This is a genomic window from Caballeronia sp. GAWG1-1, from assembly GCF_023631465.1.
GTDB lineage: Bacteria > Pseudomonadota > Gammaproteobacteria > Burkholderiales > Burkholderiaceae > Caballeronia.
In genome coordinates this window covers 57,208-78,256 of the sequence record NZ_JALQDB010000029.1, presented here as the reverse complement: position 1 = coordinate 78,256, position 21,049 = coordinate 57,208, and the positions used below count along the sequence as shown (strand labels likewise).

The window sequence follows — 21,049 nt, the reverse complement described above, 5'->3', positions numbered from 1 at the left end:
CTGATGTATATTTGACTGCATGCTACCTAAGAGAGCAACATGCGTCTAAGCGTAGAGCGCTCAATGAGCGACAAGATTCAAGAGTCGCTCCTGACCATGATCCGTGAGCGCAAGCTCAAGCCAGGCGATCAGATTCCTACGGAACTGGAACTCTGCGAGTTGCTCGGGGTAGGCCGTTCGAGTTTGCGTGAAGCCGTTGCTCAGATGATCTCGCACGGTCTGCTGTCTCGGGTACAAGGTCGCGGCACCTTCATCAGACAAATTTCGCTGAAGTTGCAGGGCGGTCTGGATGATCTGATGTCCGTAACCGACATGATCAAGAGCGTCGGCGCCGTGCCTTCAACGAGTCGCATACAGATGGATACCATTGCGGCATCGGAGAGTTTGTCGGAAAGACTCGGCATCGAGCTTGGGGCGCCGTGCGTACGTATCGAACGCGTGCGCCGCGCGGACGACGCCGTAGCCGCCTATTGCATCGACACCATTCCGAAGACGCTCTTCGATGCAGCGGACGGTGAAGTGGGCGAATCGCTTTTCGGCATGTTTGCGCGCACGGGCCGGCGTCTGTCGCATACGCATACGTCGATACAGCCGACCATCCTCACGCCGCGCGATCTGCCGGAACTCGGAGACGGCTTCGGTTTGTTTCTCCTGCTGGACGAAGTGGATTTCGATCAGAGCGGGGAACCGCTCTGCTATAGCAACGACTACTACAACACGAGCATTTTCAAATTCGATCTGGTGCGCAAGCGTCGCTAAGACAATCTTGCGTTTAGACGCGCACCAGAAGCAACATCGGAGGAGACACCGATGGAGTTCGAGGCTTTTACCGCAAGCGAGCTTGCCGCGTATCTCGGCGCAATTCCCGAGATACGTGCGCTGCTTGGCGAGCCGCACGATCTGGAAGTGGCCGAAGTCGGCGACGGCAACCTGAACTATGTGTACTTCGTGACGAACACGAAGGCGCCGGAACGCAGCGTCGTCGTCAAGCAGGCGCCGCCTTTTTTAAGACTAGTCGGCAAGACGTGGCCGTTGTCGTGTCAGCGCATGGAGCATGAGGTAGCGGCGTTACGCCGCTTCGGTGCGCTATGTCCGCGGCATGTGCCGAAGGTGTATCACGCTGACGGCAAGCGCTTTCTGATGGTGATGCAAAGGCTTGCCTCGCATCGCATTTTGCGGCAAGGCCTGATGGATGGCGTCGTCTATCCGAAGCTCGCCGCGCATCTGTCGACGTATCTTGCGCAAACGCTTTTCCACGGGTCCGATCTGTTTCTTGCGCCGGACATCAAGAAAGAGGCCATGAGCGCGGCGGTCAATTCCGAGCTGTGCAAAATCACCGAGGACCTCGTCTTTACGTTTCCTTTCGAAGATCATCCGTCGAACGTGTACAGCGCCGCATTGCCTGCGTCATCGCTTGAACGACTGAGGACCAGCGAAGCGTTGCGCATTGCCGCGGGCGACATGAAATGGGCGTTCATGAATCACGCCGAGACCTTGCTGCATGGCGATCTGCACACCGGCTCGATCATGGTCAACAAAGACGAAACCTTCGTGATCGATCCGGAATTCTCGTTCTACGGACCGATGGGCTTCGATATCGGCGCGGTGCTCGCAAACCTGCTGCTCGCGTATTTTTCGCGCGACTGGCATGGCCGTATAGACGATCGAGATCCTTCCGGCTATCAGGAATGGTTGCTCGTTCAAGTGGCCGAGGTCTGGAATGGCTTTAGCGCGCAATTTCTAAAGCTGTGGCGCGAGCACGAAAGCCGTAGCGGACGCGGCTTTATAGGCGGTCACGCAGAAGCGCGATCTGTCGAAGGTTATCGCACGCACTTCATGCGTCGGCTGCTAGCGGATACGCTCGGCTTCGCTGGCTGCAAGATGATTCGGCGCATTGTCGGCATGGCGAAGGTCGCGGACATCACGCGCATTCCAGATGCTCAGGCGAGGGCGCGTATCGAAGTGCGCTGTCTGCGTTGCGCGGAAGACCTGCTGGTCAAGCGCGCGACGCTTGGCAGTATCGAACAGGTCGTCATGCTTGCGCGCGAGGTTCAGCGCGAAACAATCACACATGCATAGTCCACTCGGAGCTTCCATGGTTGCGCAGTCCTTGTTCCCCACGCTTGCCCCGACGATCGAATGGCGCGATGGCGATCTCCTGCTGCTCGATCAGACGCGCCTGCCGCATGAAATCGTGGTGGAGCATGTCGCCGATGCAGCCGCCGTCTGGCGAGCCATTCACGAATTACGCGTGCGGGGTGCGCCCGCCATCGGCGTCGCGGCAGCATACGGATTGTGCGTCGCCATGCAGGACGCGCGCGACTTGCCCTTGACGCAATTTCGTGCCGAGCTTGAACGGCGCGCGGGCTGGCTCGATACCGCGCGCCCCACGGCGGTGAATCTGAGTTGGGGATTGAGACGCATGCTGCAATGCGCGCGCGCATGCAACGCAAGCGACTCGAAGGCGCTTTACGAAGCTTTGGTGGATGAGGCCAAACAGATTCATGCGGAAGATCAGGCGCTATGCGAAGGCATCGGCATGCATGGTCTGCCGCTTATCGAACCGGGCAGCGGCGTGCTCACGCATTGCAATGCAGGTGCGCTTGCCACCACAGGCTTAGGCACGGCCACCGCGCCGATCTATGCCGCACATCGCGAAGGCATTGCGTTCAAGGTGTTCGCGGACGAGACGCGGCCGCTTTTGCAAGGCGCGCGCCTGACCGTGTTCGAACTGCAGCAGGCGGGCGTGGATGTAACGCTGATCGTGGATAGCGCGGCCGCGTCGATCATGTCGCATGGACTGGTGGACCTCGTGATCGTCGGCACGGACCGGGTTGCGGCAAATGGCGACTTCGCCAACAAGATCGGCACACTGAGCGTGGCCATCGCAGCGAATTACTACGGCATACCGTTCTACGTGGCTTGTCCTTCGTCCACACTGGACTTCCGCACACCGACCGGCGCGCAGATCGAGATAGAAGAACGTCGCGAAGAAGAGGTGACATCGCTTGCAGGGCAACCTATTGCGCCGCGAGCCATCAACGCGCGCAATCCCGCATTCGATGTCACGCCGCATGAACTCGTCACGGGCTTCATCACGGAGCGCGGTATCGTGAAAGCGCCTTTCGAACGTTCGTTGCGTGGTTTCTTCGCAGCCGAAGGTAATGCCGCATGAGCACGGTGGATGAAGGCGCGCTGCGCCGGGGTATTGTCGAGACCTCGCTCGAAATGGAGCGGCTCGCTATCAATCAGGGAACCTCGGGTAACGTCAGCGCCCGCTTCAACGACGGCTTTCTCATCACGCCCAGCGGCGTTCCTGCGCGTGAAATGCACGAAGACATGATGGTGTGGCTGCCGTTAAATGTCGGTGATGACGCGAGCGTGCTGCGCACGGCTCGCCCGTCTTCGGAATGGCGCATTCATCGCGACATTCTTCGAGCACGGCAAGACATGCACGCGGTCGTGCATACGCATTCCATAGCGGCCACGGCGCTTGCCATTCATGAACGCGATATTCCCGCCGTGCACTACATGGTCGCGGCCGCCGGCGGACATTCCATTCGCTGCGCGCCTTATGCGCTCTTTGGCACGCAAACTCTTTCCGATCACGCCTTAGCCGCGCTTCTGAACCGGCGAGCGTGTCTGCTCGCGCATCATGGTGTGATCGCGCTCGGCACCGATCTTGCGCGCGCCGTGTGGCTCGCGCATGAAGTGGAAGTGCTTGCCAAGCAATATCTTCTCGCCTGTCAGTTGGGTGCTCCGCCGCTTCTTTCGGAGGAGCAGATGGATGAAGTGCTGGAGAAGTTCAAGACTTATGGCCGGCGCGACAAGAAAGATTCTTAGCGCGCTTGCCTTGAGGAAATAGTCGTTTGCATCGTAATGAATAAATCCTACAACGGAGACAGCTATGGCCTGGAATTCAGCAAGATTCGACGGATGGGGCACGTTCGGCAAATCGACCGGCGCGGTTTTTTTATGCGCGGCGGCCGCGCTTAGCGGTTGTTCCAAGAGCGACAACAGTTCGACCGCCAGCAGTTCGGGCGCGAGTTCGAGCGAAGCCGCGAGCGCTCCCGCAAGCGCACCGGCGCCGGCCGCTGCCGCGGGCGGCAAGGCGAAAATAGGCTTTTCGATTGCAACGCTTAACAATGCGTTCTTTGTCGGGCTCAAGGCCGGCGTGGAGAAGGGCGCCAAGGAGCAAGGCTTCGATCTCGTCCAGACCAATGCCAATGGCGACGCGCAACAGCAAGTCAACGACGCCATCAACTTACTGAGTCAAGGCGTGACTGCCCTCGTGCTGAATCCTATCGACTCCAAGGCCATCATTCCGGCTGTCGAGAAAGCCAACTCGATGAACATTCCGGTCTTCACGCTCGATCGTGGGTCGGATGGCGGCAAGGTAACTTCGTTCGTTGCGTCGGATAACGTCGCGCTCGGTCAAACCGGCGCCAAGTGGATTGCCGATCAACTGACCAAACGCTACGGTTCGGCTAAAGGGAATGTGGTGGATTTGATCGGCCTTGTCGGCACGACCGCCGCCACCGACCGTGAGAAAGGCTTTAGCGACGAAATGGCGAAGTATCCCGACATCAAGGTGGTTGCGCGTCAGGAAGGCGCATTCGATCAGGAGAAGTCGCTTAACGCGATGACCAATATCCTGCAGAAATATCCGCAAATCGACGCGGTATTCGGCGCCAACGACGACAACACCGTGGGTGCGGAAAAGGCTATCGACAATGCGGGCCGCTATAAGCCGCTCGGCGATAAAGCGCACATTCTCGTGATCGGCGCGGATGGCACGGCGCAGGCGCTTTCCGCCATTCGCTCGGGCAAGCAGGACGCGACCATCTCGCAGAACCCCATTCAGATGGCCGCCAAGTCGCTGCAGTTCATCGCGGACTACAACGCCAAGAAGGACGTTCCGGCGAATTATGCCTGGCCGACTTTACTCATCGACAAATCGAATATCGATTCGGATGAGACCAAGAAGTACGGGCTGTGGTCAGAGGAAGTCAAACAGTAAGGCAAGCCGCGGGCACACGCTTAAGACTTCAAGCGTTCAAGCGTTTGAGCTCTAGCGCGTTGCCCGCTAACGGAATGCACGACATGACAGTCGAAACGGAAGCGCAAGCGCAGGCGCCGCTCGAAGCGTCCGCGCCGCTATTGCGCATGCAAGGCATCGTCAAGAGCTTTCCTGGCGTCAAGGCGCTGCGCGGCGTCAGCCTCGAACTGCGAACGGGCCATGTGCTCGCTATCGTCGGCGAGAATGGCGCGGGCAAATCGTCGCTCGTGAAGACCTTGTCTGGCGCGTATGAGCCGGACGAAGGCACGATCGAGATCGACGGCGTACCGCTTGCGCGCGGCACCAACGCGGCGATCGATGCAGGCGTGGCCGTGATTTATCAGGAGCTCTCGTTGATCAACGACATGACGGTCGCGGAAAATTTATTCCTTGGCCGCATGCCTGCAAGGAACGGCTTCGTCAAGCAACGCGAGGCCAACCAGCTTGCGCGCGAAGCGCTGGATCGCGTGGGACTCGACAACGTGCCGCCGTGGATGCGCCTCGGCGATCTGCCGCTCAACAAGAGGCAGCTCGTGGAAGTAGCAAAAGCCGTGGCGCGCGATGCCCGAATCCTCGTCATGGACGAACCCACGGCCGCGCTGCAGAGCCAGGACATCGCCAATCTTTATGCCGTGGTGCGGCGGCTGCGTGCCTCGGGCATGGGCATCATCTTCATTTCGCATCATCTGGAAGAGGTGTTCGAACTCGCCGATTCCGCCGTCGTAATGCGCGATGGCGCGACGGTCGGCGCGCGTCCGATGTCGCAATGGACCGAAGCCGAACTCGTGCAGGCAATGGTCGCGCGCAATCTCGAATCGTTCTATCCGTGGGAGCCGCGTCCTTATGGCGATGTCGTGCTCGAAGTGCGCAATCTCGCTAGCGCGCCGTTGCTGCGCAATGCGAGCTTTACGGTACGCTCGGGCGAAATCCTGGGCATAGCGGGCATTGCCGGGGCAGGACGCACCGAATTGCTCAAGACGATCTTTGGCGCGCTGCCCGCAACCGGTGGCGAGATTTTCGTGAAGGGCAAGAAGGTCACGAATCATTCGCCCACTCAAGGCGTGCGTCACGGCCTCGTTTATACCTCGGAGGACCGCAAGCTCGAAGGGCTCGTGCTCGATGCCAACATCGAAGAGAACATCGCACTGTCGAGCCTTAAAGCGCTTGCGAGCGGCGGCTTCGTGAGCCGCGCCAAGAAACGCAAGCTGGCGCAGGAAGCAAGCACGCGCTTCGGCGTTCGCTCGTCTTCGGTGTTGCAGATCACCGGCACGCTTTCCGGCGGCAATCAGCAGAAAGTCATTCTTGGCCGCGCAACGGCGACAGCACCCGTGGTCATCATGCTCGATGAACCCACACGCGGCATCGACGTGGGTGCGAAGACCGAAATCTACGCACACATGGTGTCGATGGCGCGTGCGGGCGCAGCGGTCGTCATGGTGAGTTCCGAGTTGCCGGAGTTGCTCGGCATGTCGGATCGCGTGCTCGTGATGTATCGCGGCAGCATCGTGACGGAGCTACGGCGCGACAAAGCGGACTCTGAAACTGTCATTCAGTGGGCTACAACAGGAGCAGGCGCATGACCTCCACGGCAGCCAACCGCGAGGACTCGGAGGCGCTCTCGCGCCGCGTGATTCGCCAACTGAGGAGCGGCATCGGGCCATTGTTTGCCGCACTCGTCATCATCTGCATCGCCTTGTCGATTGCATCGCCCGAGTTTTTGACGACCAGCACGCTCACCAACATCATGGTGCAGGTCTCGGTGGTGGGCATTGCGGCGGTAGGCGGCACGTTCGTCATCATCACGTCGGGGATCGATCTCTCGGTCGGATCGCTCGTTGCGTTGAGCGGCATGGTCGCGGCCACGGTCATGGCAGGATCGAGCCCAGGCGCCGTCGGTCTCGGCGTTGGAGGGTTATGCGTCGCAATTGCGGTCGGGGCCACGGCAGGCGCGCTCAACGGTCTTGCCGTGTCGTGGTTGCGCCTCGTGCCCTTCATCGTCACGCTCGCGATGATGGCCATGGCGCGCGGCCTCACGCTCGCCATTTCCGATGGTCGCACGAAGTTCGATTTCCCCACCGCCTTCACGGCCTTCGGCGCGAAGACCGTCGCGGGCTTGCCCATGCCGATGATCGTCATGCTCGTGATCTTCGCCATAGGCCATGTGCTCTTGCGCAAGACCACGTTCGGGCATCAGGTCTTTGCAGTCGGCGGCAATCAGGAAGCCGCGCGTCTTGCCGGTATTCCCGTGCGCCGCGTGGTTTTTTTCACCTACATGCTGGCCGGCGTAACTGCTGCCATCGCTGGGATCGTGCTTGCCGGACGGCTCAATTCCGCCTTGCCGTCCGCGGCCAACGGACTCGAATTGCAGGTGATCGCCGCTATCGTGATTGGCGGGACATCGCTTGCGGGTGGACGTGGCTCGATCGTGGGCACCTTTATCGGCGTCGTGCTGATCGGCGTGATCAACGTGGGTTTGTCGCTACTCGGCGTGAATCCCTTCTGGACGCAATTCATTCAAGGTGGGGTCATTTTCGCGGCTGTCTTGCTCGACGCGCTTAGTCAGCGGCGCAAGCGTTAGACGTGTTCCTGCAACGCACCCTAAAACCGGAGGAGCACAACATGAAGAAAATCATTAACCAGCCCGATGTCTTCGTCGATGAAATCATCGAGGCTTTGCTTATCGCTCATCCCGCGTGGATCAAGAGCGCGACGGACGACAAACGCGCGCTCGTGCGCAAGGACGCGCCCAAGGAAGGCAGAGTGGGAATCGTGACAGGCGGCGGCTCGGGACATTTGCCCGGCTTTCTCGGGTACGTCGGCGTGGGGCTTTGCAGTGGCGTGGCCGTGGGCAACGTGTTTTCATCGCCCTCGGCGGAACAGATATTCGAAGCGACCAAGGCAGTGGATGGCGGCGCGGGCGTGCTTTACGTATACGGCAACTATGGCGGCGACGTCCTGAATTTCGACCTTGCCGCCGACTTGGCCGAACCCGAAGGCATCGACATCAAGACAGTGGTGTTGACCGACGATGTAGCATCCGCGCCGAAGGAACGTGCGGCCGACAGGCGCGGCGTCGCGGGCATGTTGTTCGCGTTCAAATGCGCGGGCGCCGCCGCTGAACGCGGCGATTCGCTCGATGAGGTCACGCGCATTTGCGCCAAGGCGAATGCCCATTGCCGGACCATGGGCGTGGGCCTCTCGCCGACGATACTTCCCGCGGCAGGCAAGCCGACCTTCACATTGCCCGATGGCGAGATGGAAATCGGTATCGGCATTCATGGCGAACCGGGAACGCATCGCGGCAAGCTCGAAACGGCCGATGCCATCGCCGAGCGGCTTATCGGTCAGATTCTCGGCGATTTGAACGCGCCTAAGGGATCGAAGCTCGCGATACTCGTGAACGGCCTCGGCGCGACGCCGCTCGAAGAACTGTATTTGCTGTATCGCCGTTCCTCGCAACTCATCGCCGATCAGGGCCTGAAAATAGCGCGCTCGTATGTCGGCGAATACGTAACGAGTCTGGAAATGGCGGGGGCATCGATCACGGTGATGCTGCTCGACGACGAACTCGAAGCGCTGCTCGAAGCGCCCGCGAGTTCGCCATTTTTCCGCGACGGCACCGCATCGTAAGAGGAGTGCGCAATGAGCGTATCGAACCAGGAACTGCGCGCCATTTTGACGCGTGCGCTAAGCGCGCTGCCCGCGCATGCCGACGAGTTACGCGACCTCGACGCCGCTTTGGGCGACGGCGATCTCGGCATCACGGTGCAATCAGGGTCCATTGCCATCGTGAAGGCGCTTGCCGCTTTGAACGATGACGCCTCGCTTACCGACGTATTGTTCGCTGCGGGCAAGGCGTTCTCGACAGCGAATCCATCTACGTTTGCAGCGCTCGTCGGCGGCGGCTTGCTCGCGGCAGGCAAGGCGATGAACGGCAAGGACACGGTGAGCCGCGACGAGGCGCTTGGCATCGGACGCGCGGTGGCTGCGCGCATCATCGAACGTGGCAAGAGTCAGGTCGGCGACAAGACCGTGCTCGATGCACTCGTGCCGAGTCTCGATACGCTCGAAGCATCGCAAGGCAGCGCGACTGAGTTGCTCGATGCCATGATCGCGACTGCGCAAGCGCAGGTAACGGCTACTGCCTCGAAGCAATCGCAAAAGGGGCGCGCGGCATGGGTGCAAGAACGCAGCATCGGCCACGCTGACCCTGGTGCGACCGCTTATGTGCGCTTTTTGCAGGCCTTGCGCGAAGCGGTCGCCAGTTGAATCAATCCAGCGTGATGCCGTCGAAACGATGGCCTCCAAGCGGACTGATCAGATAACCGTGCACGCGCTTCGAGATCGGCTGAAACGTATTGGCGTGCGCAAGCGGTGTGTACGGCACCTGATCCTTGAAGACGACTTGCGCTTCTTCATAAAGCTTCGTACGCGCGCTTTGATCTGTTATGAGGCGCGCTTTAGCCAAAAGATCGTCGAACTGCTTGTTGCACCATTTCGCCATGTTGCTGCCATGCACTGCATCGCAGCCCAGCGTGGTGCCGAGCCAGTTGTCGGGGTCGCCGTTATCGCCTAGCCAGCCGTAGAGAATGGCGTCGTGCTCGCCATTGGTCTTTGCGCGCTTGTTATATTCGGCCCATTCGTAGCTGACGATATTCGCCTTTACGCCGATCTTCGCCCAATCCGATTGAATCAGTTGCGCCATCAGTCGCGCGTTCGGGTTATAGCCGCGCTGCACGGGCATGGCCCATAGCGTAATGGTGAAGCCATCGGGAAAGCCCGCTTGCTTCAACAACTCGCGCGCCTTCGCGGGATCGTGCGGTGCGTCTTTCAGCGCCTTGTTATACGACCATTGCGAAGGCGGCATCGGGTTCGTGGCCAGCGTGGCCGCGCCTTCGTAGACGGTCTTGATGATCGCCTGCTTGTCGATCGCCATGTCCAGCGCGCGGCGCACCGTCACGTTGTCGAGCGGCTTGTGCGTCGTGTTGTAGCCCACATAGGCAACGTTGAAGCCCACGCCCGACAACACCGTGAGCTTCGGATTTTTTTTCGCCTCGACGATATCGGCAGGGCGCGCGAACGAGGTGAGTTGGCACTCGCCGCTCGCGAGCTTTTGTTCGCGCACGGCGGCATCGGGCGTGATCGAGAAGACGAGCTTGTCGATATGCACGTCCTTGCGATTCCAATAGCTTGGGTTCGCGTCGTAACGAATGGTCGCGTCCTTTTGATAATCGCGGAACACGAAAGCGCCGGTGCCGACAGGCTTCTGATTCATGTCCTCCGGCCGGCCTTCCTTGAGCAATTGCGCGGCATATTCGGCGGAAAGAATAGACGCGAACTCCATGGCGATGTTGCGCACGAAAACGACATCGGCCGTCTTTAGTGTGAAGCGCACGGTGTTGTCGTCGAGCTTCTCGACCGATGCGATGTTCTTGTCGTAGCCGAGATCGGTCAAATACGGAAAGCTCACCGGGTGCGCCTTCTGGAACGGGTCGTTCGGGTCGATCATGCGTTTGAACGTGAAGACTACATCGTCGGCGTTGAAATCACGCGTGGGCTTGAACCACGATGTCGACTGGAATTTCACGCCGCGTCGTAGATGGAAGGTGAAGGTCTTGGCATCGGACGACTCGTCCCACTTTTCGGCGAGGCCCGGTGTAAGGTCGAGCGTGCCGCGTTTGAATTCGACCAACGTGTCGTAGACGGCGTGCGCGCTGGCGTCGAAGTCGGTGCTGGTGGTGAACTGGGCGGCATCGAATCCGGCGGGGCTGCCTTCGGAACAGAAGACGAGGGTCTTGCTTTGAGCCGATGCGGTCTGCGGCGCGGCGATGAACGCGGCGAGAAGGGAGACGGCAAAACCGCACAGGGCGCGTGCGCTTCTTCGAGTCGGAGCTTTAACCATTGTGCCTCTCTGGAATGGAGATGAGTGGATGAGGCGTACTTTAGCAAGGGATTGGCTTCTGAGTCGTCGAGCGTAATTGCGTGATGCGCTGATCGGGAAGTGGTGTCGCTGCTCGGATTTATAGCCAAGCGTCCAACATAATAGAACTAATGTCTAATAGCGACCGACGAGGGATCACATTTTTATCGTTTTACGTTGTAGAACGTGAGTGAATTATCTTGTCATCATCGAAGCTTTATCTATTGAAGCAGATGCGGCCTTTGGCGAAGAAACCGTCGCGTCGAACGCAAGCAAGTAAAGCCGACGATGCGCGCCAAGTTAGGCTTACGCATCGGGTGCCGTAAAAAATCAGCGCTTTCGAGAAAACAGGCCTCACGTTTCACGCGAGCCTGCCGTAATCGTGAACATGAACTCAAAAACCTCTCTCCCATTCGCTCCCGGCAGCGCCTTGCACGGGAATACTCAATCCGTCGCTTTAGCTGTCGCCGCGCTGCGAAAGGCGCGAGGCAAGCTCAATCCCGACGACGTCGCAGCAGGCACGCGCGAGTTCGAAGCGCTTGAACTGGATTTCCTGAGGGATATGATCGATTTTCTGAGCGTCGATCCGAACGAGCACTGCTGGTTCGACGATTAAACGCAACGGCCGCTTCCATCTGCGGCCGTTGATTCGTTTCACCGACTGGCGGGCATTGGAATCCGATGGCGAATCTCAAGCCAATGACCGCCGCCTGAGCGCCTCACGCCTCCAACTGCTCCAGCACCTGGCCCTTGGTTTCGATTCCGAGGAAATGCACCGCCAGCGCGGCCAGCAACGGCACCGCGCCGAGCGCATAGAAGGCGAGGTCCATTTGGCCGCCGAGCAGCGTCTTGCCGACGAGCGCCGGCGCGAAGATCGCGGCCACCTTGAGCCATGCGCCGCCAAGTCCGCAGCCGAATGCGCGGATGCTGGTCGGATACAGTTCCGGCGTATAGACATAAGCGGTGATAAAGCCGCACGCCATGAATCCAAGCCCAAGCGCGCAGAACGTCGCGACCACGTAGACGGATTCATGCTGGAACACGCCCGCAAGCACCAGTGAAATCGAGCACAGAACGAACGACCAGTTGATGACCGGCTTGCGCCCAACCTTGTCGACGATCAACGCGCAGGTGAGCGAGCCGATCACGCCGAGCACGGAAGCCGCGACGGCCAGGTTCAACGCGAGTTGCAGCGGTGCGTGATAAACCGTCTTGTAGATGGTAGGCAGCCACGTCGAGAGACCGTACTGAATCACCCCGCACGTCATCCATAACATCGCGACCGCGATGGTGCGTTTTAGATACGCCGGGCCGATCAGATCGAGACGGCGGCGCTTCGGATGGCGCAGCGCCATGGCATCGAATTCGGCGACGTTGCCAAGCGGCGGCAACGGGCCTTTCACCGAGGCCTCGAAGGCGCCGAGCGCATCGCTCGCTTCGCGCATGCGACCACGTTCCGAGAGCCAGCGCGGCGATTCCGGCACCAGCGTGCGCAACAGGAAGAACAGCACGAGCGGCACGCCGCCGATGATATACATCGCTTCCCAGCCGAAGCGCGGCACGATCCACGCGCCAAGCCCGTTCGATGCCAATAGTCCGATGGGAAACACGATCTCGTACAACAGCACGAAACGTCCGCGTCCATGCGCACGCGTGATCTCGTTGATGTAGGTCGCCGCCACCGGCAATTCGCCGCCCAATCCCAGCCCCTGCACGATACGCAACGCCACGAACACCGCGAACGAAGGCGCGAAGCCGCACGCGATACTGGTCAGCCCGATAATGCCCGAGCTCCACGCAATGGAACGCACACGCCCGTAACGTTCCGCCAGCGATGGAAACAGGAACGCGCCGACGAGTTGCCCGATCGATCCCGACGCAATCAGAAAGCCCACTTGCCCCGGCGTCAGCCCCCACTTCTGTATCAGAAGCGGCAACGTGGCCGCAATGACGATGACATCGAAGCCATCGAAAAAAGTCGCCGCGCCGATCAGAATCCGGGCGCGCACCTGCATCGCATTGGCGGGCAGCCTCTCGATGCGCGCGATGATCGATCCTTTCGTCACCGGGGAAGCGGCGGCTGCGGCCGCGCCCTCGGCAGTGGTGGCGGTGCCGCCGTGCTCGGCGACCGTATTGCCCATGGTCCTCATGCCTGCTCCTGGGTGATTCGGTAAAGGGGTGATGGTTGTCTCAGGCGAGCGCTTTCGCGGTGTCGGCGAGGGCGGCGAGGTCCACCGCGCGTCCCTGGCTCATCCATTTCTTCGCGACCTTGAGATCGCGCGCCGCGTTGATCGCAATCACGCCGCGCAGCGCGTCGCCATCGAAGAAGAAGAGCGAAGCTCGGCGCGCTTCGAGATCGCCACGTACGACATGTGTGTAGCCGGGCGCGATATCGCCGAGAATCTGCAGATTGACGTCGAATTGATCCGACCAGAACCACGGAATTTCCGCATACGGCGCGCGCACCCCGAGTACGGCGCGTGCCGTGGCAATAGCCTGATTTTGCGCATTGGCCCACGATTCGAGCCGCACGCGACGCTTGAGCCACGCATTTGGATGATTGGCGACATCTCCGCAAGCGAACACGCAAGCGTCCGACGTGGCGCCGAATTCGTTGACGACGATGCCATCGTTCACGTCCAAACCCGCATGTTCGGCAAGCGCCGTGTGCGGATTCAGGCCGATGCCCGCTACCGCAAAATTGGCGTCTAGCGTGCTGCCATCGGCGAGATGCGCGCGCACGCCGCCTGCATGATCGTTCAGCGATACGAGCGATGCATTCAAACGCACGTCGACACCGTTATCGCGATGCAGACGCAACAGAAACGCCGATACCGCTTCGGGCACCGAGCGCGCGCATAGACGCGGCGCACCTTCGATCACCGTCACATCGACGCCGAGCTTGCGCGCGGTCGCCGCCACTTCGAGACCGATCCAGCCGCCGCCGATCACGAGCAGGCGCTTGCCATGCGACTCGCGCATACGCGTGCCGAGCGCGACGGCGTCGTCGAGTGTGCGCAAGTAGGCAAGATGCGAGGTCTTCACCAGCGCGTCCGGCAGACGGCGTGCCGCGCCGCCGGTCGCGATCACCAGGCGGTCGTAATGCACTTCGCGGCCGCTCGCCGTCCGCACGACGCGCGCTTCGCGATCGATCGATGCCGCGCATTCCGGCTGCCACGCTTCGACATCGAGCGAAGCGAAGGCATCGTGATCGACGAGACGCACGGTGCTTATGTCCGCATCGCCCGAGAGCACGGCCTTCGAAAGCGGCGGACGCTCGTACGGCAGATGGATTTCATCGGCGATCATCACGAGCCGGCCATCGAAGCCTTCCTTGCGCAAGGTCCTGACGATCCAGCCGGCCGCCTGTCCGCCACCGATGACGACCACGGTGCGTGGCGCGTCGAGCACGTTCGAATCAGCCATTTTTACGCTCCGTCATGAACTTGCCTTCCGGCGCCTTCGCGTCCTTCTGACGGCGCGTGTGGCCGTCCAGCCCGCCATCCACGGCCCATTCGGCGAAGACCGTCGGACCTGGCTCGAAATCGCGCGGCTGCCATTCGGGCGTGAGCATGTCTTCATCGGCGTAATACTCGATGAGACCGCCCGCCGGATTTTTGAAGTACCAAAAGTACGCCGATGAAACCGGATGCCGCCCCGGTCCAAGCTGCGTGGCCCAGCCGCAGCGGCTGATATGCAGGCCGCCGCCGAAGACTTCGTGGATGTCGCGAACGGTGAAGGCGACGTGATTCAGGCCGCGTTTGCCATCGGGCAATTGCAGAAGAAAGATGTCGTGGTGCCCGCCGTGCGGCGCGCAACGCATGAACGCGCCGCGACCCGGGTAACGATCGGAGGTCTCGAAGCCGAGCAGCTCGTGATAGAACTTCTCCTGCTCGGCCACGCAGTTCGTGAAGAACACGACGTGTCCCACTTCCACGGGTTCGGCGCGATCGTAGACGGGGCTCGGTGTATCGACACGCAGCGTCTGTCCCCACACGTTCGAAGGCGAACCCTTCACGTCGAGCGCGCGTTTGGTCGTGACGACCACGCGTATCGACATGCCGTTCGGGTCGATACAGGCGACCGCGTCATCGGTCTCGAAGTGACCCGGCTGACCCGCGAAGCGTGTGCGCAATGCGTCGAGCTCCTCGCGCGTGGCGACGCCCCAGGTCACTTCGCGCAGCGTTGGACCGGCTTCGAAGGCGGGCGGCAACGCGGGGTCGTCGGCGAGCGCGAGTTGCACGGCGCAACCGTTGAGCGTTTCGAAGCGCGCGCGCGTCTCGTCGTGGGCGACTTCGCGCAGACCCCAATCCGCGAAAAAGCGCCGGCAGGTGTCGAGATCGTTCACGCCGTAAGTGATGCTTTCAATGCCAAGGATGGTCATAGCCGCCTCTTCAGTTCTCTTCAGTTCGCCCACGGCAGCGGGGCGTCGTTCAAGCCCCAGTAAAGGCTCTTTTGCTGCATGTATTCGCGCAGGCCCAAATGGCCTTTTTCGCGTCCCATGCCGCTGTCCTTCCAGCCGCCGAATGGCGTCGAAATCGAGAATTGCTTGTAGGTGTTGATCCACACGGTGCCGGTTGCAAGCGTGCGGGCCGTGCGCCACGCGCGCTTGTAGTCGCGCGTCCAGATGCCTGCGGCAAGACCGAACACGCTGTCGTTCGCAGCGCGGATGAGCGCGTCTTCGTCGTCGAAGGGCAGGGCGGCGAGCACCGGGCCGAAGATCTCTTCCTGGCACATGCGCGCGTCGTTGCTCAAACCCTCGATGATCGTCGGCAAATAGAAGAAGCCTTTTTCGCGGCCTTCGCCCGTGGGACGTTCGCCGCCGCACAACACACGGCCGCCTTCGGACTGACCGAGCGCGACGAAGCGTTCCACGGTCTCCCGATGCTGCGCCGTGATGAGCGGACCCATCTGCGTGCTCTCGCGCGTCGGGTCGCCGACACGCAGCTTGCGCGCGCCTTCCACGAGCCGCGCCATGAATTCGCCATATACCTTGCGTTCGACGAACAAGCGCGAACCCGCGATGCACGATTCACCCGACGAACTGAAAATGCCGTATAGCACGCCGTTGACCGCGTGATCGAGGTCCGCATCGGCATAGACGATGGTCGGAGACTTGCCGCCGAGTTCGAGCGATACCGGCATCAACTTCTCCGCCGCGAGTCGCGCGATGCCACGGCCCACTTCGGTGCCGCCCGTGAACGCGACTTTTCTGACGAGCGGATGGCGCACCAGCGCGTCGCCGATCACCGATCCCTTGCCCGGCAACACGCTCACCACGCCGCGCGGCACGCCCGCCTCCTCGCAGATGCGCGCCAGCGCCAGCGAAGCAAGCGGCGTCACTTCGGCGGGTTTGAGCACGACCGCGTTGCCGGCGGCGAGCGCGGGTGCGAGCTTCTGCGCATCGGAGGCGATGGGCGAATTCCACGGCGTGATCGCGGCGATAACGCCGAGCGGTTCGTGCACGCTCATCGTCAGATAGTCGCCGCGTGGGGGCGTCAGCGCTTCTTCGAGTGTTTCGAGACACGATGCGAAATAGCGGAACGTGCTGGCGGCGCTCGCCACGAGCGCGCGCGTTTCGCTGATCGGCTTGCCGTTGTCTCGGCGCTGCAATTGCGCGAGCGCTTCGTGGCGCGCTTCGATCAGGGCAGCGATGCGATGCAGCACCGCCGCGCGCTGATGCGGCTTGAGGCCGGCCCAGTCGTCGCGGCGCCACGCGCGATCTGCAATTTCCACGGCTTCGAGCGCATCGTCGGCGCTCGCCGTGGTGATCTCCGCGTTGACGGACTGATCGGCCGGATAGATGCTCGCGTAACCGTTGCCGCGGCCTTTGCGCCACTCGCCGCCGAGAAAAATCTCGCCAGACGAAACGAGCGAAGTGTCGGGATGATTCATGGTTCTACATGCTCCTCAAATGACGCAGCGTGCAGCGCGATTGCGCAACGCACGAATCGCGCTGAACGCGGTGAGCGCGGACGTCTTGGGATTCGACGGCAGCGGTTTGCCGCACATTTCGAGCGACATCTCGCCGAACGCGCCGCGCGCCACGATGCGATGCACGTTGCGTTCGACTGTCGGATCGGCGATCAGCGTGACGCGCGTGCCATCCAGCCCGAGGCCCGCGAGCGCGATGGTTGCCGCGACGTTCGCGTTCTTCGGATAGAGCCGCGCCGCATCGCGCGCCGTGCCTTCGAAGATCACGGTCTCGACCGTCAGCGCGTGCAGGTCGCAGACGCCTTCGGCGGGCGTGCCGAGCCAGCCGAGCGGCGGCTTGCGGCCGGTGTATTGCACTTCGTCGAGGCCGCCTTCTTTCGCCGATGCCAGCGCGTCCACACCGCCTATCGCGCCGGAAAGCAGCGTGAGCGTGGCCGCGCCTTCGTCGGCGGCGTGCGAGAGCGCGGCGAGCAGGTTTACGTCGGACAGCGCACCGATGGACGCCACCGCGCAGTCCGTACCCGACCTGAGCAGCGGCACCACGTGGTCGACGAGCGCCGCATGGCCCGCGCATTCGAGTGCGAACTCGGGATGATGCGAAAGCGCATCGACATGCGATACGACATCGACGCCGTCGCCGAGCAAGGCGCGCACATCGTGGCGATCGCGCTCCGGCACGATCACATGCGAGATGCGCACATGCGGATCGTGATCGAGCGCGCGATACACCGCGCGGCCGATCGCGCCGAAGCCGATCATCGCGACATCGATCGCTTGATGGACATGTCGGGGATCACGCATATTCCGGCTCCTTCGGCTCTTCCTTTTTCACGGGCGGCCCGGCAAACGCGGTCGCGAACGAGCCGACCGAAAGCATGTCCACTTCAACGAGCACGGGACCGTCGATGGCAAGCCCTTCGCGCACGATCTCATCGGCCTGATCGAGCGACGTGATGCGGCGATGCGCGAGGCCGAGACTCGCGCAAAACTGCGCGAAATCCGGTTGATGCAGATCGACGAACATGCGCCTACCGCCGTACTGCGCGTCTTGAATGTTGCGGATGACGCCGTAGCACTGGTCGTTCATCAGTACGATCATGACGTTGGCTTTTTCCTGCACGGCGGTGGCGAGTTCGCCTACGTTCACCATCAAACCGCCATCGCCGACGAGCGCGACGGTTTTCTTCGCCGCGCACGAAAGCGCCGCGCCGATGGCCATCTGCATGCCCTGACCGATGCCGCCGCCTAGCGCATGCACGCCCGCGCGCGGGTTGAAAATCTTCAGCAGCCGATTGCCCCACGTGCTGTTCGAGATGGTGACGTCGCGCACCCAGTTGTAGTCGCGGCCTACCGCGCGTTGCAGTGAATCGACCAGACGCTTGTACGGCCCGAGTCCCTTCGATACTTCCGCCACCGCGACTTCCCGCGCGGCGGCAAGATCGCCCGCGAACGTCTGATCGACGCGCAAGCGGCCCTCGAGCAACGTGGCGAGTTCGTCGAGCACGGTGGCGGCATCGCCATGCACGAAGAGTTCGTTGCGGTAACCCCGGTTGTCGGCGAGTGCGTCGGCATCGATACGATAGAGCGGCCATGGCAGCGCGAGCTTGTACTTGAGCGTTTCGTTGCCGCGCAGACGCGAGCCGACGACCACGAGCGCGTCGCACGTCTTGTAAAACGCTTCGACGGAAGGATGCACGTTGAACGCGCCGAGCGTGGCCGGATGATCCTCGGGCAACACGCCACGCCCCTGCACGCTCGTGACCACGCCGAAGCCCAGCTTCACCAGACGCTCGACCGCCGCGCGCGCGTGACGCGTGCCGCCGCCAAGCCACAGGAGCGGGCGTTTCGCTTGCGTCAACGCTTCGGCGAGTTGCTGCACGCGCAGAGTGTCGTGCGTGAGCATGCCGACGTGCGGTGCGGCGAGGTCCGCCGGCCATTCGATCTGCGCCGCCTGAATGTCGATGGGAATCTCGACGCTCACCGGACCCGCAGGCGCGGTCAGCGCGACGCGCACGGCTTCGCGGATGGTCGGCAGCGCGGTCTCCACGGTGCGTACACGAAACGCCGCCTTGGAGATGGAATGCAGCATCGCCAATTGGTCCGGCGCTTCGTGGATATACGCGAGGTCCTGGTCGAGATACTCGGTTTCGATCTGACCGGTGATATGCAGCAGCGCGGTGCCCGCCGTCAGCGCTTCGACCATCGCGCCTGCTGCATTGCCCGCCGCCGTGCCGGTCGAGGTGAACGCCACGCCCAGTTCGCCCGACACGCGCGCAAGACCGTCGGCCATGTTGAGCGCGCCGGCTTCCCCGCGTGCGCCGACGTAGCGGATGTTGCCGCGCCGGCCGATGGCGTCGAGGATCGGCATGTTGTGGATCGAGATGACGCCGAACGCCGTGCGCACGCCGCATTGTTCGAGAAACGCGGCGATCAGTTCGCCGACCGTGGTGGTTTTAGACATGTCGGGCAAAGCCTCCGGAAACATCGATATGACTGCCGGTCGTGTAGGACGACAACGGCGAAGCAAGATAAAAGAGCGCTTGCGCGGCTTCTTCGGGAAGACCGAAGCGGCCGAGCGGAATGTTTTTCTTCCGCGCGAGCTCGGCGGTCCATTGCTCCCAGCTCTGACGCGGTTCGGGCTGCGCATCGAGATAGTGTCGATAGCGGCGCTTCCACTGTCCCGATTCCACGATGCCGATGAGGATCGAATTCACGCGGATGCGCTCGGGCGCAAGCTCGGTCGCTAGCGACTTGACGAGACTCAACACGCCCGCACGCGCCGATGACGTCGCGACCATGTGCGCCTCGGGCTGCAGCGCGAGCAGCGAATTCACGCAGACGATCGCGGGCGAGGGCGCCTCCTTCAACATCGGCAGGAAAGCGCGCGTCGGACGGATGATGCTGAAGTACTTGAGGTCGAGCTCGTCGCGCCAGGCGTCGTCGGTGGTATCGGCGAAGGTGGACACGCGGCCCTGTCCCGCGTTGTTCACCAGCATGTCGACGCGGCCGAAGCGCTCCATGACGCGCGCCGCGAAAGCGTTCACCTGTTCGGCATCAAGCACGTCGCAGCGGGCCGCGAGCAACGGCGCATCGGGGAACTGGCGCGCGAGTTCGGCTTGCGCGGCGTCGAGACGTTCGCCGTCGCGCCCGCAAATGGCGACTGCCGCGCCCGCGCGCAGGAAGAGTCGTGCCGTCGCGAAGCCGATACCAGACGATCCGCCCGTGATTACCGCAACCTTATCCGTGAGATCGATCTGAATCATTGCAACCCCAGAGACTTCATATAGCGGCTCGACGCGGCGGTCCGCGCGGCCGGACGATAATTCAGACGCATGGAGAGCGCATCGGCGGCTTCGCGAACCCGGTCGATGAGACCGCTTTCGAGCAGCGCGGCATCGATCTCCGGACGCGGGATCGTCGTCGTGATGACGGCAACGATGCGCCCGGTATCGTTACGCACCGGCGCGGTCACCACCGAAATGCCGCGCTCGAACGATGACTGGCTGGTGGCGAAACCGCGTTCGGCGTCTTCCTTCACGCGTTCGAAGAGTTCCTCGACCGTTTCTGGCGTCGCCTTCGTAAAGCGTTCCAGATGCGGCTCGGGATAAAGCGCGCGTAGCTCGTCGAGCGAAAGATCACCCATCAGCACATGACCGTGCGTGGTCGCATGAGCGGGCAGACGCGTGCCGACATTCACCTTCACCGAGCTGAAGATCGGCGCGTGACTTTGCGCTTTCGCCACGAACACGACATCGCGGCCATCGCGAATCAGGATGTGGCTCGTGAGGCCGGTTGCATCGCGCAAAGCCTCGATCACGGGCAAGCCGAGATCGGTCAGTTCGAGCGAACTGAGGTATTCGAAGCCGAGGCGTAATACGGCGACGCCCAGCCGGTAATTGCGGTCCTTGTCCGCGCGCTCCAGAAAGCCCAGCGATTCGAGCGTCTGCAAGAGGCGAAACACGGTCGTGCGTGGAATGCCCAGACGCCGCGACAGTTCGGGCGCGCCGAGCACAGGCTCACGGGGCGAGAATTCGGTGAGAATCTTGAGGCCGCGTTCGAGTCCCGGCACGATGTAAGTCGGTTCGGCCTTGTCGGCGTCGTCTGCGCCGAACGTCTCCGGTTTCATTGTTTGTCCT

General features: G+C 61.8%; 19 protein-coding genes. 10 read left to right on the top strand and 9 right to left on the bottom strand.

Annotated features, from left to right (window positions below):
• The first annotated feature begins 63 nt into the window (after positions 1 to 63).
• The 9 genes from NCT03_RS18370 (at position 64) to NCT03_RS18330 (ending at position 9,328) form a co-directional block, all read left to right on the top strand.
• Positions 64 to 759, top strand: a complete 696-nt coding sequence (locus tag NCT03_RS18370; protein WP_250467041.1) for a GntR family transcriptional regulator — start codon at positions 64 to 66, stop codon at positions 757 to 759.
• 51 nt (positions 760 to 810) lie between these two features.
• Entirely contained in the window at positions 811 to 2,079 is a 1,269-nt protein-coding gene (mtnK, locus tag NCT03_RS18365) for an S-methyl-5-thioribose kinase (protein WP_250467039.1), read from the top strand.
• A 16-nt stretch (positions 2,080 to 2,095) separates the two neighbouring features.
• A complete protein-coding gene (mtnA, locus tag NCT03_RS18360) occupies positions 2,096 to 3,175 on the top strand; it encodes an S-methyl-5-thioribose-1-phosphate isomerase (protein ID WP_244829676.1) in 1,080 nt (359 codons plus the stop codon).
• Positions 3,172 to 3,843: a class II aldolase/adducin family protein gene (locus NCT03_RS18355; RefSeq protein WP_250493405.1), complete on the top strand. Its 672-nt coding sequence runs from the start codon at positions 3,172 to 3,174 to the stop codon at positions 3,841 to 3,843. Before mtnA ends, NCT03_RS18355 begins: the two co-directional genes overlap by 4 nt.
• 64 nt (positions 3,844 to 3,907) lie before the next feature.
• Entirely contained in the window at positions 3,908 to 5,020 is a 1,113-nt protein-coding gene (locus tag NCT03_RS18350) for a sugar ABC transporter substrate-binding protein (protein ID WP_250467035.1), read from the top strand.
• Between the two features lie 74 nt (positions 5,021 to 5,094).
• The gene (locus NCT03_RS18345) at positions 5,095 to 6,639 is read left to right on the top strand and encodes a sugar ABC transporter ATP-binding protein (RefSeq protein ID WP_404989422.1); all 1,545 of its coding nucleotides are present in this window, start codon (positions 5,095 to 5,097) and stop codon (positions 6,637 to 6,639) included.
• Positions 6,636 to 7,637 carry an ABC transporter permease gene (locus NCT03_RS18340; protein ID WP_250467031.1) on the top strand — a complete coding sequence of 334 codons (1,002 nt, stop codon included), beginning with the start codon at positions 6,636 to 6,638 and terminating at the stop codon, positions 7,635 to 7,637. The genes NCT03_RS18345 and NCT03_RS18340 overlap by 4 nt, the downstream gene beginning before the upstream one ends.
• A gap of 41 nt (positions 7,638 to 7,678) precedes the next feature.
• On the top strand, positions 7,679 to 8,689 hold the full coding sequence (locus NCT03_RS18335; RefSeq protein ID WP_250467029.1) for a dihydroxyacetone kinase subunit DhaK: 1,011 nt from the start codon (positions 7,679 to 7,681) through the stop codon (positions 8,687 to 8,689).
• Positions 8,690 to 8,701: 12 nt separating this feature from the next.
• Positions 8,702 to 9,328 carry a DAK2 domain-containing protein gene (locus tag NCT03_RS18330; protein ID WP_250493403.1) on the top strand — a complete coding sequence of 209 codons (627 nt, stop codon included), beginning with the start codon at positions 8,702 to 8,704 and terminating at the stop codon, positions 9,326 to 9,328.
• 1 nt (position 9,329) lies between these two features.
• Here the strand turns inward: NCT03_RS18330 and NCT03_RS18325 are convergent, their stop codons facing one another.
• Positions 9,330 to 10,961, bottom strand: coding sequence for an ABC transporter substrate-binding protein (locus tag NCT03_RS18325; RefSeq protein WP_250493402.1), 1,632 nt, complete (start codon positions 10,959 to 10,961; stop codon positions 9,330 to 9,332).
• Positions 10,962 to 11,361: 400 nt separating this feature from the next.
• On the opposite strand from NCT03_RS18325, the gene NCT03_RS18320 reads away from it, so the two are divergent.
• A complete protein-coding gene (locus NCT03_RS18320) occupies positions 11,362 to 11,595 on the top strand; it encodes a hypothetical protein (RefSeq protein WP_250467024.1) in 234 nt (77 codons plus the stop codon).
• Positions 11,596 to 11,698: 103 nt separating this feature from the next.
• On the opposite strand, the gene NCT03_RS18315 is transcribed toward NCT03_RS18320, so the two are convergent.
• Genes NCT03_RS18315 through NCT03_RS18280 form a run of 8 tightly spaced genes read right to left on the bottom strand, consistent with a single transcriptional unit; the run spans position 11,699 to position 21,039 of the window.
• Positions 11,699 to 13,129, bottom strand: coding sequence for an MFS transporter (locus NCT03_RS18315; protein ID WP_404989423.1), 1,431 nt, complete (start codon positions 13,127 to 13,129; stop codon positions 11,699 to 11,701).
• A 40-nt stretch (positions 13,130 to 13,169) separates the two neighbouring features.
• Positions 13,170 to 14,405, bottom strand: a complete 1,236-nt coding sequence (locus NCT03_RS18310) for an NAD(P)/FAD-dependent oxidoreductase (protein ID WP_250493401.1) — start codon at positions 14,403 to 14,405, stop codon at positions 13,170 to 13,172.
• A complete protein-coding gene (locus NCT03_RS18305; protein WP_250467020.1) occupies positions 14,398 to 15,363 on the bottom strand; it encodes a VOC family protein in 966 nt (321 codons plus the stop codon). Before NCT03_RS18305 ends, NCT03_RS18310 begins: the two co-directional genes overlap by 8 nt.
• 20 nt (positions 15,364 to 15,383) lie before the next feature.
• Positions 15,384 to 16,874 (bottom strand): aldehyde dehydrogenase, encoded by a 1,491-nt coding sequence (locus tag NCT03_RS18300; protein ID WP_250493400.1) that lies wholly within the window; start codon positions 16,872 to 16,874, stop codon positions 15,384 to 15,386.
• Positions 16,875 to 16,889: 15 nt separating this feature from the next.
• A complete protein-coding gene (locus NCT03_RS18295; RefSeq protein WP_250493399.1) occupies positions 16,890 to 17,714 on the bottom strand; it encodes an aspartate dehydrogenase in 825 nt (274 codons plus the stop codon).
• Complete coding sequence (locus tag NCT03_RS18290; RefSeq protein WP_250493398.1) at positions 17,707 to 19,374, bottom strand: thiamine pyrophosphate-binding protein; 1,668 nt, start codon at positions 19,372 to 19,374, stop codon at positions 17,707 to 17,709. The genes NCT03_RS18295 and NCT03_RS18290 overlap by 8 nt, the downstream gene beginning before the upstream one ends.
• A complete protein-coding gene (locus NCT03_RS18285) occupies positions 19,367 to 20,176 on the bottom strand; it encodes an SDR family oxidoreductase (protein ID WP_250493397.1) in 810 nt (269 codons plus the stop codon). Before NCT03_RS18285 ends, NCT03_RS18290 begins: the two co-directional genes overlap by 8 nt.
• The gene (locus NCT03_RS18280) at positions 20,173 to 21,039 is read right to left on the bottom strand and encodes an IclR family transcriptional regulator (RefSeq protein ID WP_250467011.1); all 867 of its coding nucleotides are present in this window, start codon (positions 21,037 to 21,039) and stop codon (positions 20,173 to 20,175) included. The genes NCT03_RS18285 and NCT03_RS18280 overlap by 4 nt, the downstream gene beginning before the upstream one ends.
• Positions 21,040 to 21,049 lie beyond the last annotated feature (10 nt).

Bases quoted from the DNA above. Each gene is read 5' to 3' on its own strand.
- NCT03_RS18370 (WP_250467041.1), top strand. From the start codon at position 64: ATGAGCGACAAGATTCAAGAGTCGCTCCTGACCATGATCCGTGAGCGC.
- mtnK (WP_250467039.1), top strand. From the start codon at position 811: ATGGAGTTCGAGGCTTTTACCGCAAGCGAGCTTGCCGCGTATCTCGGC.
- mtnA (WP_244829676.1), top strand. From the start codon at position 2,096: ATGGTTGCGCAGTCCTTGTTCCCCACGCTTGCCCCGACGATCGAATGG.
- NCT03_RS18355 (WP_250493405.1), top strand. From the start codon at position 3,172: ATGAGCACGGTGGATGAAGGCGCGCTGCGCCGGGGTATTGTCGAGACC.
- NCT03_RS18350 (WP_250467035.1), top strand. From the start codon at position 3,908: ATGGCCTGGAATTCAGCAAGATTCGACGGATGGGGCACGTTCGGCAAA.
- NCT03_RS18345 (WP_404989422.1), top strand. From the start codon at position 5,095: ATGCACGACATGACAGTCGAAACGGAAGCGCAAGCGCAGGCGCCGCTC.
- NCT03_RS18340 (WP_250467031.1), top strand. From the start codon at position 6,636: ATGACCTCCACGGCAGCCAACCGCGAGGACTCGGAGGCGCTCTCGCGC.
- NCT03_RS18335 (WP_250467029.1), top strand. From the start codon at position 7,679: ATGAAGAAAATCATTAACCAGCCCGATGTCTTCGTCGATGAAATCATC.
- NCT03_RS18330 (WP_250493403.1), top strand. From the start codon at position 8,702: ATGAGCGTATCGAACCAGGAACTGCGCGCCATTTTGACGCGTGCGCTA.
- NCT03_RS18325 (WP_250493402.1), bottom strand. From the start codon at position 10,961: ATGGTTAAAGCTCCGACTCGAAGAAGCGCACGCGCCCTGTGCGGTTTT.
- NCT03_RS18315 (WP_404989423.1), bottom strand. From the start codon at position 13,129: ATGAGGACCATGGGCAATACGGTCGCCGAGCACGGCGGCACCGCCACC.
- NCT03_RS18310 (WP_250493401.1), bottom strand. From the start codon at position 14,405: ATGGCTGATTCGAACGTGCTCGACGCGCCACGCACCGTGGTCGTCATC.
- NCT03_RS18305 (WP_250467020.1), bottom strand. From the start codon at position 15,363: ATGACCATCCTTGGCATTGAAAGCATCACTTACGGCGTGAACGATCTC.
- NCT03_RS18300 (WP_250493400.1), bottom strand. From the start codon at position 16,874: ATGAATCATCCCGACACTTCGCTCGTTTCGTCTGGCGAGATTTTTCTC.
- NCT03_RS18295 (WP_250493399.1), bottom strand. From the start codon at position 17,714: ATGCGTGATCCCCGACATGTCCATCAAGCGATCGATGTCGCGATGATC.
- NCT03_RS18290 (WP_250493398.1), bottom strand. From the start codon at position 19,374: ATGTCTAAAACCACCACGGTCGGCGAACTGATCGCCGCGTTTCTCGAA.
- NCT03_RS18285 (WP_250493397.1), bottom strand. From the start codon at position 20,176: ATGATTCAGATCGATCTCACGGATAAGGTTGCGGTAATCACGGGCGGA.
- NCT03_RS18280 (WP_250467011.1), bottom strand. From the start codon at position 21,039: ATGAAACCGGAGACGTTCGGCGCAGACGACGCCGACAAGGCCGAACCG.